At 35.2% G+C, this 22053-nt stretch carries 15 protein-coding genes; 12 read left to right on the top strand and 3 right to left on the bottom strand.

Annotation, left to right across the window (positions count from 1 at the left end; translation table 11 throughout):
• Positions 1 to 56 precede the first annotated feature (56 nt).
• From AB3H93_RS10960 to AB3H93_RS10950, 3 genes are all read left to right on the top strand, one after another.
• Positions 57 to 767, top strand: coding sequence for a hypothetical protein (locus AB3H93_RS10960; protein WP_228197238.1), 711 nt, complete (start codon positions 57 to 59; stop codon positions 765 to 767).
• Between the two features lie 128 nt (positions 768 to 895).
• Positions 896 to 1927 carry a tRNA preQ1(34) S-adenosylmethionine ribosyltransferase-isomerase QueA gene (gene queA, locus AB3H93_RS10955; RefSeq protein ID WP_368020570.1) on the top strand — a complete coding sequence of 344 codons (1032 nt, stop codon included), beginning with the start codon at positions 896 to 898 and terminating at the stop codon, positions 1925 to 1927.
• Between the two features lie 746 nt (positions 1928 to 2673).
• The gene (locus AB3H93_RS10950) at positions 2674 to 5310 is read left to right on the top strand and encodes a cation-translocating P-type ATPase (protein ID WP_161637976.1); all 2637 of its coding nucleotides are present in this window, start codon (positions 2674 to 2676) and stop codon (positions 5308 to 5310) included.
• 132 nt (positions 5311 to 5442) lie between these two features.
• Here the strand turns inward: AB3H93_RS10950 and AB3H93_RS10945 are convergent, their stop codons facing one another.
• The gene (locus AB3H93_RS10945; RefSeq protein ID WP_010736869.1) at positions 5443 to 6456 is read right to left on the bottom strand and encodes an acyltransferase; all 1014 of its coding nucleotides are present in this window, start codon (positions 6454 to 6456) and stop codon (positions 5443 to 5445) included.
• A gap of 328 nt (positions 6457 to 6784) precedes the next feature.
• Complete coding sequence (locus AB3H93_RS10940) at positions 6785 to 10642, bottom strand: putative mucin/carbohydrate-binding domain-containing protein (RefSeq protein ID WP_016249923.1); 3858 nt, start codon at positions 10640 to 10642, stop codon at positions 6785 to 6787.
• Positions 10643 to 10989: 347 nt separating this feature from the next.
• Here AB3H93_RS10940 and AB3H93_RS10935 point away from each other — a divergent pair, with 347 nt between their 5' ends.
• Together AB3H93_RS10935 and AB3H93_RS10930 are read left to right on the top strand one after the other, a co-directional pair.
• A complete protein-coding gene (locus tag AB3H93_RS10935; RefSeq protein ID WP_368020569.1) occupies positions 10990 to 14037 on the top strand; it encodes an immunoglobulin-like domain-containing protein in 3048 nt (1015 codons plus the stop codon).
• Positions 14038 to 14602: 565 nt separating this feature from the next.
• Positions 14603 to 14821 (top strand): hypothetical protein, encoded by a 219-nt coding sequence (locus AB3H93_RS10930; protein ID WP_010720317.1) that lies wholly within the window; start codon positions 14603 to 14605, stop codon positions 14819 to 14821.
• Between the two features lie 202 nt (positions 14822 to 15023).
• On the opposite strand, the gene AB3H93_RS10925 is transcribed toward AB3H93_RS10930, so the two are convergent.
• Entirely contained in the window at positions 15024 to 16496 is a 1473-nt protein-coding gene (locus tag AB3H93_RS10925; protein WP_010736872.1) for a helix-turn-helix domain-containing protein, read from the bottom strand.
• A gap of 276 nt (positions 16497 to 16772) precedes the next feature.
• Between AB3H93_RS10925 and AB3H93_RS10920 the strand changes: the two genes are divergently transcribed.
• The 7 genes from AB3H93_RS10920 (at position 16773) to AB3H93_RS10890 (ending at position 22042) form a co-directional block, all read left to right on the top strand.
• The gene (locus AB3H93_RS10920; RefSeq protein ID WP_010720315.1) at positions 16773 to 17234 is read left to right on the top strand and encodes a hypothetical protein; all 462 of its coding nucleotides are present in this window, start codon (positions 16773 to 16775) and stop codon (positions 17232 to 17234) included.
• A gap of 147 nt (positions 17235 to 17381) precedes the next feature.
• The gene (locus AB3H93_RS10915) at positions 17382 to 18086 is read left to right on the top strand and encodes a YveK family protein (protein ID WP_010720314.1); all 705 of its coding nucleotides are present in this window, start codon (positions 17382 to 17384) and stop codon (positions 18084 to 18086) included.
• Between the two features lie 11 nt (positions 18087 to 18097).
• Positions 18098 to 18796 (top strand): CpsD/CapB family tyrosine-protein kinase, encoded by a 699-nt coding sequence (locus AB3H93_RS10910; RefSeq protein ID WP_010720313.1) that lies wholly within the window; start codon positions 18098 to 18100, stop codon positions 18794 to 18796.
• Between the two features lie 353 nt (positions 18797 to 19149).
• Positions 19150 to 19728: an LPXTG cell wall anchor domain-containing protein gene (locus AB3H93_RS10905; RefSeq protein WP_223603460.1), complete on the top strand. Its 579-nt coding sequence runs from the start codon at positions 19150 to 19152 to the stop codon at positions 19726 to 19728.
• Positions 19721 to 20404, top strand: coding sequence for a class D sortase (locus AB3H93_RS10900; RefSeq protein WP_010736874.1), 684 nt, complete (start codon positions 19721 to 19723; stop codon positions 20402 to 20404). Before AB3H93_RS10905 ends, AB3H93_RS10900 begins: the two co-directional genes overlap by 8 nt.
• Before the next feature lie 148 nt (positions 20405 to 20552).
• On the top strand, positions 20553 to 21278 hold the full coding sequence (locus AB3H93_RS10895; protein WP_223603459.1) for a hypothetical protein: 726 nt from the start codon (positions 20553 to 20555) through the stop codon (positions 21276 to 21278).
• Positions 21275 to 22042, top strand: coding sequence for a tyrosine-protein phosphatase (locus AB3H93_RS10890; RefSeq protein WP_368020568.1), 768 nt, complete (start codon positions 21275 to 21277; stop codon positions 22040 to 22042). The genes AB3H93_RS10895 and AB3H93_RS10890 overlap by 4 nt, the downstream gene beginning before the upstream one ends.
• The last annotated feature ends 11 nt before the right edge of the window (positions 22043 to 22053 follow it).

Here is a 22053-nt window from a genome sequence, read left to right as displayed (position 1 = left end):
TGTATTTTTTTAGTAGAACATGTTTATCCAATTTATTTGAAGGAGCTGAAAAGACAATGGCACAATATTATAGAAATACTGAAAATGGGAAGGTATTGACGGAAGATCAATATAAAGAAATCAAGGATCAAATGGGCAACTTTCAAAAAGTATCTGACGATCAACTCAATAAGTCAGAAATGTTGATGGCTAAAATTGCTTCAGGTGATCTAAATGATTATTCTTCTTTTTATGAAATGGAAGATCTAGCTCTAGATCCAAACATCGAAGTAGAGCCGGAAAATACACTAATAGTGATCAACATGGCGGAAGATGTTCACTGCTTAGAAGTGTTCAATAAACTTAAAAGAAATGATCTAAAACCAGATGTTGAGGTTCAACAAGTGATGTTAGCTCAACGCGCGTTTGACGAAAGAGGATTTACAGTGATGGATTTTGAGAATCTTTCAGGCGAAAAGAATGAGTGGCGTGATAGTATTTTAGGTATTATCATTGGCTTTATCGGTGGTCCATTAGGGGCGATCTTTGGCTGGGCAATTGGCGATGTCATTGGTTTTGGGCAAGCGCATCATGCAGAGAAAAAATCTGAAAATGTTTTTCATTATATTGCTAACTGTATCCCAGAAGGACAAGAAGGGGTCTTAGCGATTGTCAAAGAAATGGATGCAAAGAAATTGAATGACTTAATCACTGTGGAGTTTGGAGGCACAATTGAACGTTTTGAACTCAATCATATCAATGAGGCAATCAAATCTATAAAAAAATAAAACGATCACTTGCAAGAAATCGGTTTGTTCGTTCGTTTCTCTTTCTTCTTTTTTCGAGTGCGGGTTTTGCCAAGGTAACAGTAAAAATGTTAGAATGACAAGGCAGAAGATAGAAAGTGAGTGACGATATGTTAACAACAGAAGATTTTGACTTTGATTTACCAGAAGAGTTGATCGCTCAAACACCACTAAAAGACCGTGACCATTCTCGGTTACTAGTTTTAGATCGTACAACTGGGGAAATGTCGGATAAACATTTCCATGACATCTTAGAAGAATTGCATCCAGGAGATGCGCTAGTGATGAATAATACACGTGTGTTGCCAGCTCGTTTATATGGTGAAAAAATTGAAACAGGTGCACACCTCGAAGTATTACTTTTGACAAATACAGAAGGAGATACTTGGGAAACGTTGATCAAACCGGCAAAACGAGCAAAAGTAGGCACGCGGATTACCTTTGGTGATGGTCGTTTACAAGCAGTTGTCAAAGAAGAATTAGAACATGGCGGAAGAATCATTGAATTTGAATACGAAGGTATTTTTCTTGAAACATTGGAATCATTGGGCGAAATGCCTTTACCGCCTTATATCAAAGAACGTTTAGAGGATCCAGATCGTTACCAAACTGTTTATGCAAAAGAAAACGGGTCGGCAGCAGCTCCTACAGCTGGATTACATTTTACCAAAGAATTGTTAGCAGAAATCGAAGCAAAAGGGGTAGAACTCGTCTATTTGACACTTCACGTAGGGTTAGGAACATTCCGGCCGGTCAGTGTGGACAAGATTGAAGAACACCACATGCACAGTGAATTTTATCGTCTAACAGAAGAAGCAGCAAGTCGCTTAAATAAAGTCCGTCAAAATGGGGGCAAGATCATCGCCGTAGGAACGACTTCGATCCGTACACTTGAAACGATTGGAACTAAATTTGATGGTGAAATCAAAGCAGATAGTGGTTGGACAGATATTTTCATCACACCAGGTTATCAATTTAAAGTAGTAGAGGCCTTTTCAACAAACTTCCATTTACCAAAATCAACGTTAGTCATGTTAGTGAGTGCCTTTGCTGGACGAGAATTAACATTAGCAGCTTACCAACATGCTATTGATGAACGTTATCGCTTCTTTAGTTTCGGCGATGCAATGTTTGTCAAATAAAGATAAAAAAGCTGTTTCAATACGATTAAACAAAATGGCAGTAATTGCCCATTATAAATTATCAGTCAAAGAATCCTCAACTAGAAAAATGGGTTCTTTGACTGATTTTTTTCTATTCTTTGTTTTAGTTGGAATTAAAAAGTGTAGGAGACATGGATTCGTTTCTTGCAGAAGATAAATAAACTCAGGCGACAAAAAAAGCTGGGCTCTCGATAAGCCCAGCTCTTCGTATGCGGAAGGAATCAAATAAACAAAATAAGTGTAACTTTCCATGACCCATGCAAAGTACCGTGTTGAATTTCTTCTTGATAAACAAAAAATCTTGTTTTTGTTACATCTTCAACAGTTGAAACATCTCTTGATTCTATTCAGTTTTCAGATATTCATGTTCTTCTTTTTTACGTATCATGTTACTTCTGGTTTAGATACTGCATGATCTAACGCCTCATACGCATTCACTATTTGTAAAAGATTATACTTCACATGACCTCATTGGTGAAACCTGTACCTTTTAACAACTTTGTTTGCTTATACTAATCTATCGAGAAATTCTTTTGTTTATTTGATGGTATCCTCCTTCCTTACACTTATAATATAGCACACTTTGTTAGCGGTTGCAAAAAAGAAGCTCACGAGATATGCTTATTTTAGAGAAGCAACAAGCGGTATAGTTGAATAAGGCAATTTAACAATGGTATAGTAAAATAAGTACCTTTTTTGTGTGCTTAAAATAAAGGAGGAATAGGATGGATGATTTTAAGAAAACAGTGAAAGAAGTGGAGAGTGAAACAAAAACAACAATTGAACAGGGGTTAACGACCCAAGAAGCAGAAAAAAGAAGTCAAGAACAAGGGAAAAACAAATTTGAGGAAGCGCCTAAAGAGTCATTGGCAAAAAAGTTTTTACGAAGTTTATCTGATTTTACTACGATTATTTTACTTGTAGCAGCAGTCATTTCTTTTTATACTGCCTTTGCCACCGAACATGGGGATTTATTTGAAGGACTGTTGATCATTGCGATCGTAATCATTAATTCAGTATTAGCTATCGTACAAGAAGGAAATGCCGAAAAAGCGTTGGAATCTCTTCAGGATATGAACAAGCAAACTGCCACAGTCATCCGAGATGGCAAAGTTGAAAAAGTGGATGCTGAACACCTAGTTGTGGGAGATATTCTGGTCTTGGAATCTGGCTCAGCCATTGCGGCGGATGCTCGATTAGTTGAAACCTCTCAATTAAGAGTAGAGGAATCGGCACTGACTGGTGAAAGTGAAGCGGTCGAAAAAGATGCAGATTATGTGAGTCAAGAAGATGATGCCTTAGGTGATCAAATCAATATGGTGTTTAAAGGGTGTACAGTCGCAGCTGGTCGTGGGAAAGCGATTGTGACCGCTATCGGGATGAAAACCGAAATGGGTAAGATTGCTGGACTTTTAAATGACAACACTGCTCAAAAAACACCATTACAAATTCGATTGAATCAACTAGGCAAACGCATCAGTTTTATCGCATTAGCTGCTGCAGCGTTAGTGTTTATTATTGGTGAACTCCAAGGAGAACCCTTACTGGAAATGTTTATGACATCCATTTCTTTAGCCGTCGCTGCGGTGCCAGAAACATTGACAGTTATCGTTACATTGACTTTAGCATATGGTGTCCAAAAAATGGCGAAGAAACATGCCATTATTCGTCAGCTCCCCGCAGTTGAGACTTTAGGAACAGCCAATGTGATTTGTTCAGATAAAACGGGAACGCTGACACAAAATAAAATGCGTGTCCGCCGAGTTTGGAGCAAAGAAGATGAAGTGACTGATGTAGAGGACTCAATGACCAACAGTGCGATGGAAATCTTGAAGATGGCTGCTCTTTGTACCGATGTGACGGTCGAAAAAGAAAATGATGAATTGATTGTCAAAGGAAACCCTACAGAAGCCGCGATCGTACGAGCGGTTGAAGAAAATTATCACACAAAAGAGGAATTAGAAGAAAAGTACCCGAGAGTGGCAGAACTACCCTTTGATTCAGACCGTAAGATGATGACAACGGTTCATCAAATGGGTGAAAAATATATTTCAATTACGAAAGGCGCTTTTGACGTCCTAGCTTCGCGTTTTACTTCAGGAGACATTGAACAGGCCACGATCGTCAATGACAGTTTTGGGAAAAAAGCTTTAAGGGTCATTGCGGTAGGTTATGCTATCTATGAAGAAGAACCGCAAGAAATCACGTCAGAAGCATTAGAAAAAGATTTACGTTTGATTGGTTTGATCGGCATGATTGATCCGCCTCGTCCTGAAAGTAAAGGAGCAATCAAACGAGCGAAAAAAGCAGGAATCAAAACAGTGATGATCACCGGAGACCATGTGGTAACGGCTAGCGCAATTGCCAAAGAATTAGGGATTTTATCGAATCCAGCCGAAGCACTGTCGGGCTCAGAACTACAAGCACTATCTGATGATGAATTAGACGAACGTGTCAAAGACCTTTCTGTCTATGCTCGTGTTACGCCGGAAGACAAGATCCGGATCGTTAAATCATGGCAACGAACTGGTGCAGTGGTTGCTATGACTGGAGATGGCGTCAACGATGCTCCCGCCTTGAAGGCAAGTGACGTAGGGTGTGCAATGGGAATCACTGGAACTGACGTGGCACAGAGTGCATCAGATATGATCTTGACCGATGACAACTTTGCAACGATCGTCGATGCAGTTAGTCAAGGACGTTCCGTCTATCAAAACATTCGTAAAGCGATCAACTTTTTGTTGAGTTGTAATGTCTCAGAAATTTTTATTGTGTTGATTGCGATGCTAGTGGGCTGGGGAGCACCGTTTACAGCAGTTCAATTGTTGTTTGTCAACGTGGTTGCTGATGGGTTGCCTGGATTTGCTTTGGGGCGTGAACCAGCAGAAAAAGGGATCATGGACGAAGCACCGATTCCTAAGAATGAAGGGATTTTTGCTCGAGGATTACTACAAAAAATTGCGATCAATGCGACTATATTTACGATCGTGACTTTGTTTGGTTATTATTTGGGAAGCTATGTCGATACCATTAGCCCTTGGGTCGATGCAGGACAAGAAGTTGGACAGACAGTTGCCTTTTTAGTGTTAGCATACTCGTCAATCCTCCATGTATTCAATGTGCGTAGCAGTCAATCAATTTTCAAAGTGAACTTAGCAACGAATAAATCGTTATTGGAAATGGCGGTACTTTCATTGGTCATCACTACGGTCATTGCCCTATTACCGTTTACCCAAGAACTATTTGGCTTAGTGCATGTTAGCTTAAACCATTGGTTGTTAGTAGGCTTTTTATCAGTCGTACCTGTGGCTGTGAATGAGTTGATCAAATTCCATCAATTGCCTGAAGCAGAAGAAGAATAAATCAAAAGAGCTTGGGACAAAAACGAACAGCCCAAGCTCTTTCGCATGTAAAAAATGGCTAAAAGACGTTTAAACAGCTGACTTTCAGTAGGGAAAGTTGATGCGAGAGATTTCTCTTTCCTGCTTCTGCGGTTACTCGTCACATTCTACTTGGCGTGTTTTGTTCTTAATTTGTTTTACTTTCTTTTTGCCTTGATTGATCAAAAACAACGTAAGTAATGACATAGAAAGTAAATAGATAAAATTAAAGAACCAATTGTTTAACAGACTTCCTTCCTTTGGTAAATAAAACTCATAAATATAAATATAGAAAATATGAATAAAATAAAGTTCTTGTGAATGAAGAGAAAGATAATTACTGATAGGGGCGAAGAAATTCCCTTCATATTTAGCTAACATATACCATAAGAAACAGCCACAGAAACAGCCATATAAAATAAAAGGCAACTGTGGTGGGTATTTAAAGTAAGTTAATCCATGGAGTCCGTAGAGATAGAAACTAATGCTTAAGTAACATAAGATAACAATTGATAAGTGTAATAGTTTTTTTCGGTCTAATTGAAAAACAAGTAATCCTAGTAAAGCAATCGGACAATAGCCAAAAGCTAAAGGAACGAGTTGAGTATAAAGGATTTGCCATGAGCTTGGCACATAAGGAATCAAATAAACTAAAAAGATTTGGAGGATTAATAATAAAGTGAAAATACCAAGTATTTCCACAAAGTGCTGATATTTTTTGCTCAATTTATACAGGAAGGGCATGAGTAAAGATACAAGAAAAAACGTTCGCATAATCCAAGCATAACCATAACCTGTATCCATGAAAAAAGCGTGCAAAATATAAAAAATATTAAATTGATAAGGAGTATCGGTAATCTGAGCAATGAAAAAAAGTGATGTAAATAATAACGCCAGAAATATATAAGTTGGAACCATTAAACGAGTGAATCTTTTTTTGACATAGGAAATATAGGAGAGATTCTTGCTGCTATAGTAATAAGAAATAGCTAAACAAAAGGCCATTAATGGCACATCAAAACAACGCAAATTGAACAGGATTCCTTGTAATCCTGTATGAGCAAGAATGATACACAAAATTGCTAATGCTCTCAAGTGATCAATTTTTTGATTGCGTGATCGTTTCATAAAATAATCATCCTTAATAAAGTGGCTGGGGCAATAGTGACTCTATAATTTGAGGTTGAGACAAAATTGTTCAGTATCAAGAAATAAGAAAGAATTTCCGAAAATTGACAAGAAATACAAACACTAGTTTTTGATGTTGATTGTTACCTGCTTGGTGCTCCTCAAATTTTCCGAAGATACTAGTTTTATCTCACCGTTTATTCGTATTTAGAAATACTAGAAGAGACTGAGACAAGTTTTGTCCCAGTCTCTTCATGATTGACAAAGAGCCGCAATCGTTGCTCCAGCTTCAGTTAAATAGTTAGTATAGAATTTTTAATAACATTTTTTACTTTCTTAGAACTAATTGTCCGTTACGTACATCGTAATGGTATGTTCCTCTTGTATTGTGTTTCAAGTTCTCATGATTGATGGCTAAACGAGTTGCATTTGCTTCTCGGTGTGTCACAGTAACTGTGTCGCCCTCCTTCAAATTGATCGTATCCGTTTTAGCATCATAATGACGATCTCCAATGTATTCTTTTTGATAGAGCGTTTCATTATTACGTGAAATAGTGATACTTGCATAGCGATCATTGAAGTAACTATGCGGAGTACCAGCTATTGTACGTACGGTTGCTACGCCATTTGCTACGTCAAAGGAAGCAAAATGGAAGTTTCCTAATCCTTTGAAAGTAAACTCTTGCAATTGATCAAAAGCATTATTTAATCGTGTCAATAAGTTATCTTTTTGGCTACTGTTTGGTAAAGCCGTTACTTTTTTCTTGGCTTGATCAATATCTTTTTGCATCAGATTTGTCTTGATTTTCGAATGATCATTGTCTTGGAATAAGTGGTCAACTGCTTCTGTGGCTTCTTTGAGATAGTTATTTAATGAAATAGTTACTGTACCATTGTCTTTCACAAAAAGATATGGTTTTTGGATATAACCAGTGTCTGTTCCCAATTCAAGAGAGTATACACCATTTGGCATGTTGTTGATCGTAACTGGATCGCTACCTAAAGTAATTTCTTTATAAAGTTTATTTCCATCTAAAATACGCAATTTCATACCTTCGAACAAGTTGCCATCTTTAAACTTCAATGTAACGTTGCTTGTTAGATTCAATGGTTTTAATTCTTCATTTGTAACTAAAGATAAAACGGAACTTAGACGATTATTTTGTGTCAATTGTTGAATCGCTGCATCTAATCGATTATCAGGAACCACTTGTGCCAAATGAGCCACTTGTTGGTAGCCATTATCTGCGGCTGCTTTTTTCGCTTTTTCTGATACTGATAAGCCCCAAGCGTTTAAGACAGCAGAAAAGTCCACTTTCTTCGGTGCACCCATTTCAGTTGTGATCAAATCTGGTAATGGATAGTTATTGGCATTGAATCCTGACTGACTAGCAAATTTTCGGTAGTTTGTATAGAAATTTGTAAAGCCTTCATTTCCTGCTTTATCAACGATGTTTGAAAGAATGACTAATTTTTTACGTAAATCTTGACTATTGAATTTTGGATCAGCACTATTGATTGTATTCTTTAATGCATTTTCAATGGATTGTTTGTGTCCATAATCATAAAGCCAAGAATTTTTATCGGCAGCAGTTTTACCCATGTGTTTGTAATTATAAATTACACCATATAGATTATTCCAAACTTCACCGACATCCATTCCTTTGTTCATAAAGCTTCCTTGATAGCCGTGACCAGTTTCATGAAGCACTCCCCAACCATCGCCTAACCAAGCGTCGCCAGACGTACTAGTTTGTGCTGCCCAAAGGCCACCATAATAAAGAGCACCCGCACCTGAAGCATCTGCTTTATAGAAATATCTACGTTCTGAAGAACGGTTCAATGGATTTGGGTCATTGTCAGATAAACCTAATAATTCATTATAGGATCCGATAATATCATTATCATATTTATCAATTAGACGGTTGAGGTCCACTTTTAAAGCTTGATTGCGATTTTGTTCAGGTAAGAAAGTTTGAAATCTCTTTCCTTTGATCAATCCATAACCTTTTGTTTGATTCCAAGTATCTTTAAATGCTTCGATATCCCCATTTTTACTAAAGACTGGTAATAGGATTTTTTGTCCTTCTACAGTAAATTCTAATTGTGGTTTTTCCCCATTTTCTTGATTATATGGCGTATAAACAAATGGTACTGCTAAAGCTTTAGCAGTTAGTGTGACATTGTTTGTTGTGAAATCAATAGCAGATTCAGTACTTGAATTATTGGTTAATAAACGCAACGTCATTTTTGAAGTGAATTTTGGATTCGTTTGTCTAATGGTAATTTTTGCACCTTTTGTTAATTGGATACCTAAATCTTGACGATCATGATCTTTCCCCATTAAAATTCCTGCAGCAGCAGTATTTCCTGGATATGCTGTGGTGAACATCGTTTTTTTATAGGTTTTTAATGCAAGATAAGCTTGGTCATATTTTTTTTGTAAAGCTGTTCGTTCAGCTAATCCGTTAGGTAAAGCATTGATTTTTTCTAAAGCTGTGTTTAATTGTTCTTGTGTATTTTCAGCTTTAGGTGTTTCGCCATCGAATAAATCATTGACGGCTTTCGTCGCTTCTGCCAGTTGCGAAGTGAGGTTTTCTAATTTGCCATTTTTAACAAGATAGGTGTAATTGCCGGCAGTATTGCCCTTTAAAGAAGGATCTGTAGCAACAAAACGAGTATCATTCGCTTCACGATGTGTGATCGTTACGATATCCCCATTTTGTAAAGGAATATCTTTTTGTTCGGCTGTCAATTTTTGGTTGCCGACAAAGTTTTTTTGATAAACCACTTGTGTCCCACGTTTAATTTGTAAACTTGCGTAAGTATCTCCATAGAAGCCCCAATGTGGTTGGACAGCGAGGGTTTGTAAGTGGAGGTTACTTCTAGCAACACTGATTTGAGCAAAGGTTGTATTATCATAACCTTTTAAGGTAAATCCTTGTGTTTCAGCTTGAACACTGATGGCATTGTAGGCCTTTTCCAGCTTATTCCATAACTGATCGCGTTGAGTTAGATAATCTGGTAGTGCATTAAGTTTAGCTGCTGCTGCATCTGCTTGCTCTTGGGTAATGCCCAGTTTAGGTGTGTCGCCATTGAACAACTCGTTGACAGCTTTCGTTGCTTCTGCCAGTTGCAAAGTGATGTTTTCTAATTTGCCATTTTTAACAAAATAGGTGTAATTGCCGGCAGTATTGCCCTTTAAAGAAGGATCTGTAGCAACAAAACGAGTATCATTCGCTTCACGATGAGTGATCGTTACGATATCTCCATCCTGCAAAGGAATATCTTTTTGTTCAGCTGTCAATTTTTGATTGCCGACAAAGTCCTTTTGATAAACCACTTGTGTTCTACGTTTAACTTGTAAACTTGCGTAAATATCACTATAAAATCTTGAGTGTGGTTCAACGGCCATTGTTTGTAAGTGAAGAGTACTATTCACTACACTAATTTGAGCAAATGTTCGATCATAGTAACCTTTTAGGGTGAAACCTTGTGTCTCAGCATGGACACTGATAGCATTGTAAGCTTTTTCTAGCTTATTCCATAATTGACCAAGTTGGGGCAGATAATTTGGTAGTGCGTTAAGTTTAGCCGCTGCTGCATCTGCTTGTTCTTGGGTGATTCCCAGTTTAGGTGTGTCGCCATTGAATAAATCATTGACTGCTTTTGTCGCTTCTGCTAGTTGTAAAGTAATATTGCTTAATTTGCCATTTTTAACGACATAAGTGTAATCGCCAGAAGTATTACCTTTTAATGATGGGTCATTGACAGCAAAACGAGTATCATTCGCTTCACGATGAGTGATTGTTACGATATCTCCATCCTGCAAAGGAATATCTTTTTGTTCAGCTGTCAATTTTTGGTTGCCGACAAAGCTTTTTTTGTAGACGTCTTGTGTTCCACGCTTAATTTGTAAACTTGCGTAAGTATCTCCATAGAAGCCCCAATGTGGTTGAACAGCGAAGGTTTGCAAGTGAAGGTTACTGTTAGCAACACTGATTTGAGCAAAAGTTGTATTATCGTAGCCTTTTAATGTAAAACTTTGCGTTGAGGCTTTAGGAATAACTTGAGTATTAGTTGATGAGAGATTTTCTTGGGTAGCTAGTACTTGGGCACTTGGTAAAAGTAAATTTGAAAATAGCATGATACCAGTAGCTGAAGTAACAATTATTTTCTTTTTCATTGTATTTCATCCTTTCTCCTATCCAAATAAAGATTTCTGTTTAGGACCTAAGCATATTATTAGTGGCTCAGATAATTTTTTTTTATATTTCAAAAAAGATAGAAGAAATTTATTTTGCTAGAAATAGGTTAAGACATTGATATAACAATATTTGATGTGGATAACTTTAGGAGAGCAATCATTTTTTATTGGAAAAAGGATAGACGTTTATTCGATTGGAGATTTTTATTTTTTAACATAAGTATTCTTGAAATTGAAAAAACGTGAAAAATTTTTTTTGGAGGTCGCCTATAATTTGTCTATCAATAAAAATTTATTGACAATTTAATAGGAGGTTTTAATGTAAAATGGGAAAGAAAAATCTATCAAAAAGCAAAAAACTTAGAAAACAACTACTTGCTGCGTCAGCTGCAGGCTTAGTGCTTGTTTCAAGTGCAGCTAGTGCAGGAACCTCATTGGTTTATGCAGCAGAAAAAAATCAAACAGCAACTACTGCTGAAAAAAATACAAAAAATTCGGAGGCTATTTCAAACGAGAACACGTTGACTCAAAAACAAAATCTAACAGCTACAGAAAGAAAAACAGTGAATCCTTCCAATTTTGATTGGAATATTGGAGAAGTATTACCATCAACACCGACGAATAATTATTCTGGGACACTACCAAATACTGTGCGAGGAGCTACTTTTCAAATTACTTTTTCAATCTTCAAACAACCTAGTTCCACATTAACAGCGAATGACATAAAGGTTAATGTTCAAGGGAAAAATGTGAAGTTTTCTACTTCGCAATATTCAAATACAATAAATGTTCAAGTGACATTCCAAGCTGAAGGAACATCAACTAATTTTTCTATTAATGTGGCTACTGGTAAGGGAGATATTGCTCGTTGGAATACAAGTAACTATCGTAAATTCACCGATGTCCCACAAAGTGCAATCACAAGTAGAAACAGAATCAGTACATTGCTTGACTCAATTTATTCAACGAGTGGTGTCTTAGCTCCAGGTGTTACTCAAAGTAGAATTGATAATGTTCGTCAAGAAATGAATAATTATATTCCAAGAGATATTAGTAGTAGCTATATCTCAGCATACTGGGCTAATTTCCTTACACCGTTTCTAGATAAAGCATCCGCTGAAGTAGATCAAATAAATAAAGCTACGGTAGCAGTGAATAACTTATTCAATGATAATCAAGTACCTAAACCTAATAATACAAGTGAACAGGTTAACGCTGCCAAAGCATTAGTAAATGCTCTGCCATATAGTCAAGCAAAAGAAGACTTGCTTGCAAAGGTTGCAAAAGCTCAGAATGCTTTAGACGAAATACAAGTAAATGCAGCCACAGAAGCAGTAAATGCGTTATTCAATGGAGATACACCAAAACCAGAAAATACACAAGAACAAATTGATGCAGCTAAAGCTAAAGTGGATGCATTAGCAAATAGTGATGCAAAAACAGCTTTATTAGCAAAAATTACGACAGCTCAAAATGCTTTAAATGCAGAAGTAGAAAAAGAAAATGCAGCCACAGAAGCAGTAAATGCGTTATTTAATGGTGATACACCAAAACCAGAAAATACACAAGAACAAATTAACGCAGCCAAAGCAAAAGTAGATGCATTAACAAATGAGACAGTAAAAACAGCTTTACTAGCAAAAATCACTGCTGCACAACAAGCATTGGATGAAGCAACTGAAGAAGCTGCGAAAGTACAAGCAGCCACAGAAGCAGTAAATGCGTTATTCAATGGAGAAACACCAAAACCAGAAAATACGCAAGAGCAAATCAATGCAGCCAAAGCAAAAGTGGATGCTTTAAAAGCAAGCGAAACAAAAACAGAATTATTAGCCAAAATCCAAAAAGCACAAGAAGCACTTGAAGAAAAATCGAAACAAACATTAACACTTAATCCATATACATTAGGAGATCAATATGTAACGGGTACAATTACTGGGAACATCAAAAAATTCCAATTGATTGTCAATGGACAAACCTATGAACCTGGTTTTAAATTAAAAAATGGAAAACTTGAAGTATATGTAGGAAATCGTGTCCCAGAAGGAACAACTGAGTTTACATTAAAAGCATTTAACCCAGCAGGCACACAAGTTGCTTCTCAAACAGTACAAGTTCAAGCACCATCATTGTCTGTCGATAAATTTGTTTTAGGTAGTGAATACATGACAGGCTCTTACCAAGGCAACAGCATTAATAAATTCCGACTAACTGTTGATGGTAAAGTATATGAACCAGGCTTTAAATTAGAAAATGGTAAATTTGAAGTTTATATCGGAAGTAAAATTACTGGAAGTTCAAAAGTTATTAAGCTTGAAGCATTAGATAAAGCCGGTAAAACAATTGTCGAACAAAATGTAACAGTAGAAGCACCGCAATTGACAATTAATGAGTACATTCGTGGTAATGAATACTTAACAGGTACTGTTGCAGGGGAAGGCGTTAAAAAATTCAAATTGATTATTAATGGACAAGAAAGCTTCCCAGGATTCAAATTAACTGACGGTAAATTTGAGATTTACGTTGGTAATAAAGTACCAGCAAATGTTAATTCTATTAAAGTAGTGGGAATAGATAAAACAGGTCAAGAAATTGTTTCTCAAGATGTGAATGTACAAAATCCTGAGTTACAACCAAATGAATACCTAGCTGGCAATGAGTATGTAACAGGGACGTTCACAGGTCAAGCAATTAAAAAATTCAAATTAGTAGTTAATGGACAAGAAAATTACCCAGGATTTAAAATCACTGAAGGTAATAAATTTGAAGTATATATTGGTAACAAAGTACCAGTAGGAACAACGACATTTACGCTGATTGGATTAGATAAATCAGGACAACAATTGGCTTCAAAAGAAATCACTGTGCAATCCCCAACTTTAAGTATCAATGAATATGTCCGTGGCGATGAATATATGAGAGGTACATTCAACGGTGACGGCATTAAGAAATTCAAATTAGTAGTAGATGGACAAGAAAGCAATCCTGGTTTTAAAATCACTGGTGAAAACCAATTTGAAGTTTATATTGGTAATAAAATCACGGCTGATTCAAAATCTATAAAATTAGAAGGTCTAGATAAATCTGGAAATGTCTTAGTAAGTCAAGAAGTTTCAGTTTCCCAACCAGAATTAGTTCCAAATGAATATACACGTAATTCAGAGTATCTAACAGGGACTTACAAAGGAGATATCCGTTCTATCAAATTAACTGTTGATAATAAGGAATACAAACCAGGCTTTAAATTAAAAGAAGGCAACCAATTTGAAGTTTATATTGGTAATAAGATTCCAGCTTCAGCAAATAGTTTTACAATTGAAAGTCTAAGTTTCGATGGAAAACAACTTGTTTCTGTAAATGTACCTGTTAAATAAAAGGTATGAAAGACGCTCAAAGCATAGAGAACGCTTTGAGCGTTTTTTTGTTAAAGTTCGTCTTTTTGATATAAAAGTAAAAAATTCCAACTGACTTTGATTTTTTTTCAATTATTGAGGCTGTTCTAAAAAAAAGGAAGAAATAGTTAAAATTAATACTTTGTGCAACTAAATAGAGTCATTGACCGAAGGAAGCTAAAGAAATGTATTATTTCTATCCTATCTTTCAACTAGATTCATTTAAGTTTTTAGTATGAATATAGCAGTATGTTTAAAAATGAAAAAGAATGGATAGTTAATTTTATTGATAAAAAAATAGGCTGAGGTGAAATAGATAAAAAAATGTTATCTGTATGTTTTGCTAAAATATAAATTAAGAAAAGAGGAAAGCGGCTCTCTTTTTCTGCTAGTTCATTGCAAAAAGTATTCTTTAAGGTCTTTGAACGAATGTTTTTCATTTTTAGTAACTTAGAAGAAATTTTTACCAAAATAATTGTAAAATGAGCAGAAGTAAATTTTTATAATGATAACAGTAAGTAATTTTAGGAAGTTAGGAGAAATGATCATGAAATTAGAACGTGGAATCACTGTTTCGGCCTGTGCTGTCTCTGGGGAATTAGCTACAGGGAAGATTAGTAATATTTTAACGAATGTCGTTATTGTAGAAGCAGGTGTCAAACACTATGTTGTTACTAAGAAAGTGCTGAAGGAACAAGGATATATCATCGAAGAGCCAGAAGAAGAATTAGCAAAAGATTATAAAGATTATATAGTAGCGATTTGAAGAGAAATAATCTTTGTCCCATCCTTGCTCTTAGTTTGTTCAAACTAGTTTACTGAGTGGAAAAAAGAAATATTGCTTATTCGAACAAACAGAGTGAAATCATTGGTACTGAACTAGCTTTTTTATTAGTGATAGAAAAGAAAAAAGAATTAGCAAGCAAATTGGATCTTGCTTGCTAATTCTTTTCAGTATCAAGTGAAGATCAATCAAAGTTCATGATACGTGTCGCAATCTTATTGATATCCTTAGAGATGGAATTCAATGAGATTGGGAAAATATTCTCGGTGTTAAAGGTTTCCTTATTCAAAAGCGTTCGCTCACAAATAATTAGATGACCGGTTTTTTTGATATATTTAGGCACATCGTCCATGGAATAATAAAGGGTAGTGTCAATCAATAAATCACTTGTAGACATTTTCTTTTCTAATGAATTCCGAAATACGATATGCGAAGTTTCACTTTCTGCTACGATGACCACACCTATTTTTGATTGGTTCCCATGGGTCAAGATGAAAAAGGTCAACTGACAAAATTCTTGCAGATGAAAATAAGGAATATGATGAATAGGAGTATCAAGTTCTTCAATCCATTTATTTAAAATAAACTTGACTTTATTTAATAAATCTAGTTGCTCTGCACTTAAGAAAATATGTTTGGTAACTAAGAAATTACCAACGTTCAAAGCACACGTGTATAGCAGGTTAAAGAGGGGGACTTCAAACAAAATATTGCCAAATAAATTCACACCAAATTCTTTTTCAAACATTTCGATCAATAAATCGATTTCTTTAAACTTGGTGATCAAGCGATTTCTTACATAATGATAATCGATCTCGATCATGAAATAATTTGGTGAATTGTAAGGAAGTGTACGGTAAATAAGGGCTAGATAGGCTATCTCTTCATCTGTTAAAGGTTCCTCGATTTGTATGAAAATCTCTCTAAACATATTGAAAATGATACCATCTTTAAAAATGTTCATAGTGTCGTTTGGAAAGACAATTGGATTGCTTTTTCGCCGTTCCAATGAAAGATAGATGGCGGATTTGAAGAAAGTATATTGAGTTTTATTTAAACGATTAGACAGGATATGAAGTAGTTTGTCTGCATATTTTTCAGCTTTTTCCATTGTTATGGGATCAATTTGTGTATCTAAATAGTCACACCGCATCCAAACTGAAAGGATCAAAAAGCGATACTGTAACTCATGCGATTCTTCGGGTTCCTTCGTAAGTGGGGTGAGTGCTTCTGCAAAATAGTTCTCTACATCTTTTTTTATTTTGAATACTTTTGTCACAGATAAAAACTCTTCATCCACAAGTGTTAAATAATCATTTTCTCCCATGATATATCGGGAACAAACTCTTAAAAAATTAGAATCTTGGTAAATTTGTTTGATGAGATCATAGCGCCTAATAGATGGTTTGAAAAATATCAGTAGATGACTACTAGTCATTTTATAATAGTCGATATCATCTTCGAGTCGAATGACTAATTTTTGGAAATCCGCTTTGATTGTGTTGAATGTCACACCCAATCTTTCTGCAGTTTCGCTTACGTTCAGTTCTTTTAATTCAAATAAAAATTCAACTAACTTTACTTTTCTAATAATGTCTTTTTCTATATAATCTTCAATCATTTTAAATTCTCCTAAACAGATTTGATTCTCTTCCATTTGAAGTTTCCTTCGCTTGGTAAATATCACTTTATAACGCAAAATATCCATTTTTTGTTCGTTAAATTTTGGGGGAACCAATATAAATAAAGGTAACTATAGTTATTCTATAAGCAATTTTAAAAGGGATTTTTTTTATTATTAATTTTTTTGTGGGGTTCTATAAAAAAATTAGGAAAGTATTATGAACGAAAATACTATACTAATATAGCAACTAAATTTTTTTGTACTAATTTAGGAAGAATGAGATAAATGATTTTAAGGAGAGATGAACAAATGAAAAAAATAATTTTAGCAAGTATGGTTGTCTTCGCATTGGCAGGCTGCTCGGCAGGTAAATCAACTAAAACTACTAATACAACTAGCACTGATAGTACAGCTTCTTCCAGTCAACCAACGCAGACAAGTAGTGAAATGACATGGGCCGATAAGCAAGATATAGAAGTAAAGCAATTAACAAAAATTGCTGAAAAAACGATTACCCAAAATAATAAATTGGACCCAAAAAAATTGAAGTTTATTAAAGAAACATTATCAACAGCTGATTTAAAGACAGTTAAAGGAAAAGGCCAAGAATATAAAAATGTCAAAGAAATTTATGGGAAATATAGTTATGAAGGTAAAGAGTCTGATTTTGATCTAGTGATTTCATTTGAAAAACCAGATTCATTCAAGCAATATACAGTCATCAAATATGTAACGGATAATGAAAAAACTAATTTCAGTAAGATTGATTAAGTCAATAGTTGACTGTAGTATCCCTTAGATAATTGATAGCAACTAAGAAAGATAAAAAAAGTATTATTTTCTTTCAAAGTGAACATCGTCAATTAACGAGCAAAAATAGTTTATAAATAATTTTATTTAGGAGAATCAGAGATAAGGATGGAGCAAACAGTAAACATAGAGAAATTTTGGCGTATCATAAAAAAAAGAAAATTTGCGATTGTGATTTCTGCTTTATTAGGTTTAATTATGTCCATGCTTTTGATTGCATTTGTCTTAGTCCCAAAGTATGAATCACAAGCCCAATTAATCGTTACTTTACCTAAAAACGAAACGGCAGACATTAATGATGTCAACAGCAACTTGCAAATGATTACCACCTATAAAGACATTATTACTGGAGACTTGATAATGGATGAGGTGTCTCAAGACTTAGCGAAAAATTTTGGTGTCCATTTAACAATTGAGCAATTACGAAACCTTATAAGTATCAAACAAAAGGAAAATTCTCAAATGTTTTCGATTGTCGCAACGGATCCTGATCCAAAACTTGCCCAATACATTGCTAACGTTACAGCCGAAAAATTTCAGAAGAATGCAAAAAAATTACTCAATGTAGATCGCATTTCGATTATTTCAAAAGCTACGCTTAGTGCAACACCAACAGAGCCACATAAAAAAATAGTTTTGGCCAAAGGATTGCTTATTGGTTTATTTATTGGTTTGATGATCATTATGATATTAGAATTCATGGATCGAACAATCAGTGATAGTGAGACGATTCAAAATGAATTTAATATGGTGGTACTGGGAAGTATCCCTTATATGGATGACAATGAGAAAAAAAATCGAAAAAAGAAGTAAGGGTGTAATCAATGAGAAAGACAAGAAGAGGAAGAAATGCCACAGTCAGAAAAAATTTAATTACAATCATGGATAAAACTTCACCGATTACAGAACGCTATCGAACGATTCGGACCAATATCCAATATAGTTTTCCTTATGGTAAAAAAGTGCAAACATTAGTGGTTACTTCGCCAGGTGTAGGTGAAGGTAAATCAACTACAGCAGCTAATTTAGCAGTGGTTTACGCAAATCTAGGGCAAAAAGTATTGATCATAGATGCAGATATGCGGAAGCCAACCCTAGACAAAATTTTTTCTTTAGAGAAACATGTAGGTCTTAGCACATTATTAGGTACAAACATCAAGGCTAAAGAATGTATACAAGAAAGTTTTGAAAAAAATCTTTCTGTTATGACAAGTGGACCGAAACCTCCTAATCCGGCTGAATTGTTAGGTTCTTCTCGCTTAGAAGAAGTGATTGAGGAGTTGGAAGCAACCTATGACATGATCATATTCGATACCCCTCCCTTGACTGCCGTGACAGATGCACAAATATTGTCTTCAAAAGTGGATGGAACGATTATGGTAGTCAGTGAAAAGTTAACAAAAAAAGCGAATTTTCGAATAGCTAAACATCTACTGGAATTAGTAAATGCCAATATTTTAGGAGTAGTTTACAATGCTTCTAAAGAGGATGAAAATCAAGGCTATTACTACTATGGATCGTGACCTGCTATCATGTTCCAAATGAAACTCTTTGCTAAAGAGAAAAGCATCAAAGTACACGAATGACAAAACAAAAGAACTTTTTCAAAGAAGACCCTAAGTTTTGAAAAAAATCATTTGTCGTAAGAGGCTGACACTGAGGTCTCTCATTTATTTCCTTTTATAATTATGAAAGAGTTTGAGACAAAAATTTTTTGTCTCAAACTCTTTTTATGTATACAAATCATTTTTTATTTTTTTAAGTAATTCGTTTGAAGGCTAAAAAAACAAAAAAAATCAAGTGAGGGTTCTCAGTAGAATAAAAGACATAGTTAATCCTAAATTTACAGGATTTATTAATGAAAGGCGGAGAGATCATGAAAAATTTTAAAGGGATATTGTTTACATTGGTGTCAGTTATCTGTTTATTGTTGCCGACAGCAGTTCATGCTGAAACACAAGGGGCAATCACCAACGCAGAAAGAGATATTTTAAATGAGCTTTATACCGGTGTAACGGTGAAAGGGAAAAAATATGATTTTGATATTACAGATATCACAAAAGCAGAAAATTATCTGAAGGTCCATCAGGTGTCAGATGAAAATGCGTTAAAGGTAGCAAATTACTTAAGAGAAGCACGTCAATTGATCTTAGATAATTCACAAAATGTCGATGTTCGTTCGATCCATTCACTAAAAAATCTGATCAAAGCTTTACCACGTCCAGTGATTGAGCAATTAAAAACGATTGTCTTAAAAATTGGAGAAATTTTAAATCTGAGAGTGACTTTTTATCGAGATGGCGTTTCGGTTGTCGATCCTTCAGGTACTCCTATTTATTCTACAGAAGATGAAATCAAACAAACCGGTGCAGATTATACCACGAGCTATGTGGCTTTAGGTGCTGTATTGATGTTGGCTGGAGGCGCATATTGGGTGGCACGTAGAAGTGAGTAAGAGAGGAATCAAGGGAGGGCTAAATCGAATAGTTAACGGATGTCTGTTGGCGTTTCTTTTTTTGGTCATCAATTATTCTTTGATTTATGTGATTGGCAAACCAGTCATTCACTTTGTCACCTCCTCTATCCAGACATTGTTACTTGCAGAGGCACCCACATTTAAAGAGAACAATCATAAAGAAGCTATCAAACAACTTTCTACGAATGGAGAAAGCGAGATTTCTTCTAGTAAAATTCAATTTCCTCATTATGGTCAATTGTATGGAGAGATATCTGTCCCTTCGATCCAATTAAAAACACCATTATATTTTGGCGATTCAGCAACTATTTTAAGAAAAGGCGCGGGACAATATATGGGTTCCACTTTTCCAGGAGAAATAGGAACTACATTGATTGCTGGGCATAATAGTGATTCATTTGGCAAGTTAATTAACATCAAAGCGCAAGAGATTATAACAATCCAAACGAATTACGGTAGCTATCAATATGAGGTAGAAGAAGTAAGAGTAGCCAATAAACATGATACTCAGATAAAGCAGGAGATTCGTCAAAGAAATAATGCCAAATTAATACTATATACCTGTTATCCGATCGACAGCATTGGCTTAACGGATCAACGATTATTTGTAACTGCAAAATTACATGCAGGACCGATGATCAATGAAAATAAATAAACAAAGGATAGTCGGCATGAAGAAAGGTTTAAGAAAGAAAACAGCACGCTTATTTTTGACCTATATTTGCTCGGTTGCATGTCTTTGCTTTTTGTCTTTGCTTTGTATCAGAGTAACCTTAGCAAATCCTAATTTCATGAGCAAGCAAATGGAAAATTCTCGATATACAAAATTAGTTCAACAAGAAATTAACGAGAAAATTCAAGATATTGGAAGAGGTAGCAATGTCCCGGCGAATCAGTTAAAAGAGATTGTCTCGTTATCATTTGTCCAAACTAATGTCAAAAAGTATGTAACTAGCCTTTATATGAGGAAAACATACGATTTATCTGGAGAAGAAGAAATCAAAGAGAAAATCCAACAACATTTAAATCACTATATTCAAACAAAAAACATACAAGTAACGAAAGACAAGGAACAAGTAATCAATAGGCTAGTGGATTCTTCGATCGAAGCAACCGAAAAATCGTTAGAAATTCCATTTTTAGCTAACTATGTGAATAAAGTGAAGCAATTTAAGCCATTGCTGAATCAATTGATTATTGGAAATGGTGTGATCTTGGTTTGCCTACTTCTGCTATTACTCCACACCATTCATTGGTCACATCAAAAATTCCGATTTGTCGCCTTGATGTTTTTAGGCGCTGGCGGAACACTCCTATTATTACCCACATGGATCTATTTTAGTGGTGTGATTGATCGGATCGGTATTTTAACGGAAAGTGTTTATTACTTTGTACGGGGGTACTTATTGTCTTTCGTCCAAACATTTATATATGCAGGGATACTTGCTGTGGTTATGGCTATTGGAATGTATGTAATCAGTGAGATAAAAAGAAAGGTCGTTATCAATAAAGGTAGGGCTCAAAAATGATCGATTTACATTGTCATATTTTACCAGGAGTTGACGATGGGCCGAAAACCATCGATGAAAGTCTCAAAATGGCGTTGAAAGCCAGAGAACAAGGAATCACACATTTGATGTGTACCCCCCATCATAAGAATGGGCGATTTTTGAATCCCGCTACGAATGTAGCCAATGAAGTAGCAAAATTACAAACTGAATTTGATCGTAACAATATTGAGCTGAAATTGCTCGTAGGTCAAGAAAATCGTATTACTGGTACGTTGATAGAAGATTTAGAAAAAAGAGAAATTATTGGTTTTGGGCAGAAAAAACAGTTTCTACTAATAGAGTTCCCGACGAATGACGTTCCCCTTTATGCAACAAAGCTCTTTTTTGAATTAATTGCTAAAGGCTATATACCAATCATCGTCCACCCAGAAAGAAATAGGATATTCATTAATGATCCGAATAAACTGTTGCCTTTCTTAGATATGGGGGCGCTAGCTCAAGGAACGGCACCAAGTATCGTCGGTTTGTTTGGACGAAAAATCCAAAAGACTGCCAAAACAATGATTCAATTAAATATGGTTCAAATGATTGCTTCCGATGCCCATAGTTTAGAAAAAAGGAATTTTTATTTAAAAGAAGCATATCACATTATTCAAAAAGATTATGGTAATGAAAAAGTTAAATCATTAAAGAAAATGCCGATGGATATCCTATACGAAAACAAAATTGAGCCGTTTACTTATCAAAGAGTGAAACATCGTCGATTTAGTTTCTTTCGTTGATTTGATCCATT

It is taken from the genome of Enterococcus sp. C74 (assembly GCF_040887125.1).
GTDB lineage: Bacteria > Bacillota > Bacilli > Lactobacillales > Enterococcaceae > Enterococcus_B > Enterococcus_B hirae.
The sequence above is the reverse complement of the archived record's forward strand: the minus strand, read 5'-3'. Positions and strand labels throughout refer to the sequence as shown.

Coding starts and splice junctions, on each gene's coding strand:
- AB3H93_RS10960 (WP_228197238.1), top strand. CDS start 57: ATGGCACAATATTATAGAAATACTGAAAATGGGAAGGTATTGACGGAA.
- queA (WP_368020570.1), top strand. CDS start 896: ATGTTAACAACAGAAGATTTTGACTTTGATTTACCAGAAGAGTTGATC.
- AB3H93_RS10950 (WP_161637976.1), top strand. CDS start 2,674: ATGGATGATTTTAAGAAAACAGTGAAAGAAGTGGAGAGTGAAACAAAA.
- AB3H93_RS10945 (WP_010736869.1), bottom strand. CDS start 6,456: ATGAAACGATCACGCAATCAAAAAATTGATCACTTGAGAGCATTAGCA.
- AB3H93_RS10940 (WP_016249923.1), bottom strand. CDS start 10,642: ATGAAAAAGAAAATAATTGTTACTTCAGCTACTGGTATCATGCTATTT.
- AB3H93_RS10935 (WP_368020569.1), top strand. CDS start 10,990: ATGGGAAAGAAAAATCTATCAAAAAGCAAAAAACTTAGAAAACAACTA.
- AB3H93_RS10930 (WP_010720317.1), top strand. CDS start 14,603: ATGAAATTAGAACGTGGAATCACTGTTTCGGCCTGTGCTGTCTCTGGG.
- AB3H93_RS10925 (WP_010736872.1), bottom strand. CDS start 16,496: ATGGAAGAGAATCAAATCTGTTTAGGAGAATTTAAAATGATTGAAGAT.
- AB3H93_RS10920 (WP_010720315.1), top strand. CDS start 16,773: ATGAAAAAAATAATTTTAGCAAGTATGGTTGTCTTCGCATTGGCAGGC.
- AB3H93_RS10915 (WP_010720314.1), top strand. CDS start 17,382: ATGGAGCAAACAGTAAACATAGAGAAATTTTGGCGTATCATAAAAAAA.
- AB3H93_RS10910 (WP_010720313.1), top strand. CDS start 18,098: ATGAGAAAGACAAGAAGAGGAAGAAATGCCACAGTCAGAAAAAATTTA.
- AB3H93_RS10905 (WP_223603460.1), top strand. CDS start 19,150: ATGAAAAATTTTAAAGGGATATTGTTTACATTGGTGTCAGTTATCTGT.
- AB3H93_RS10895 (WP_223603459.1), top strand. CDS start 20,553: ATGGAAAATTCTCGATATACAAAATTAGTTCAACAAGAAATTAACGAG.
- AB3H93_RS10890 (WP_368020568.1), top strand. CDS start 21,275: ATGATCGATTTACATTGTCATATTTTACCAGGAGTTGACGATGGGCCG.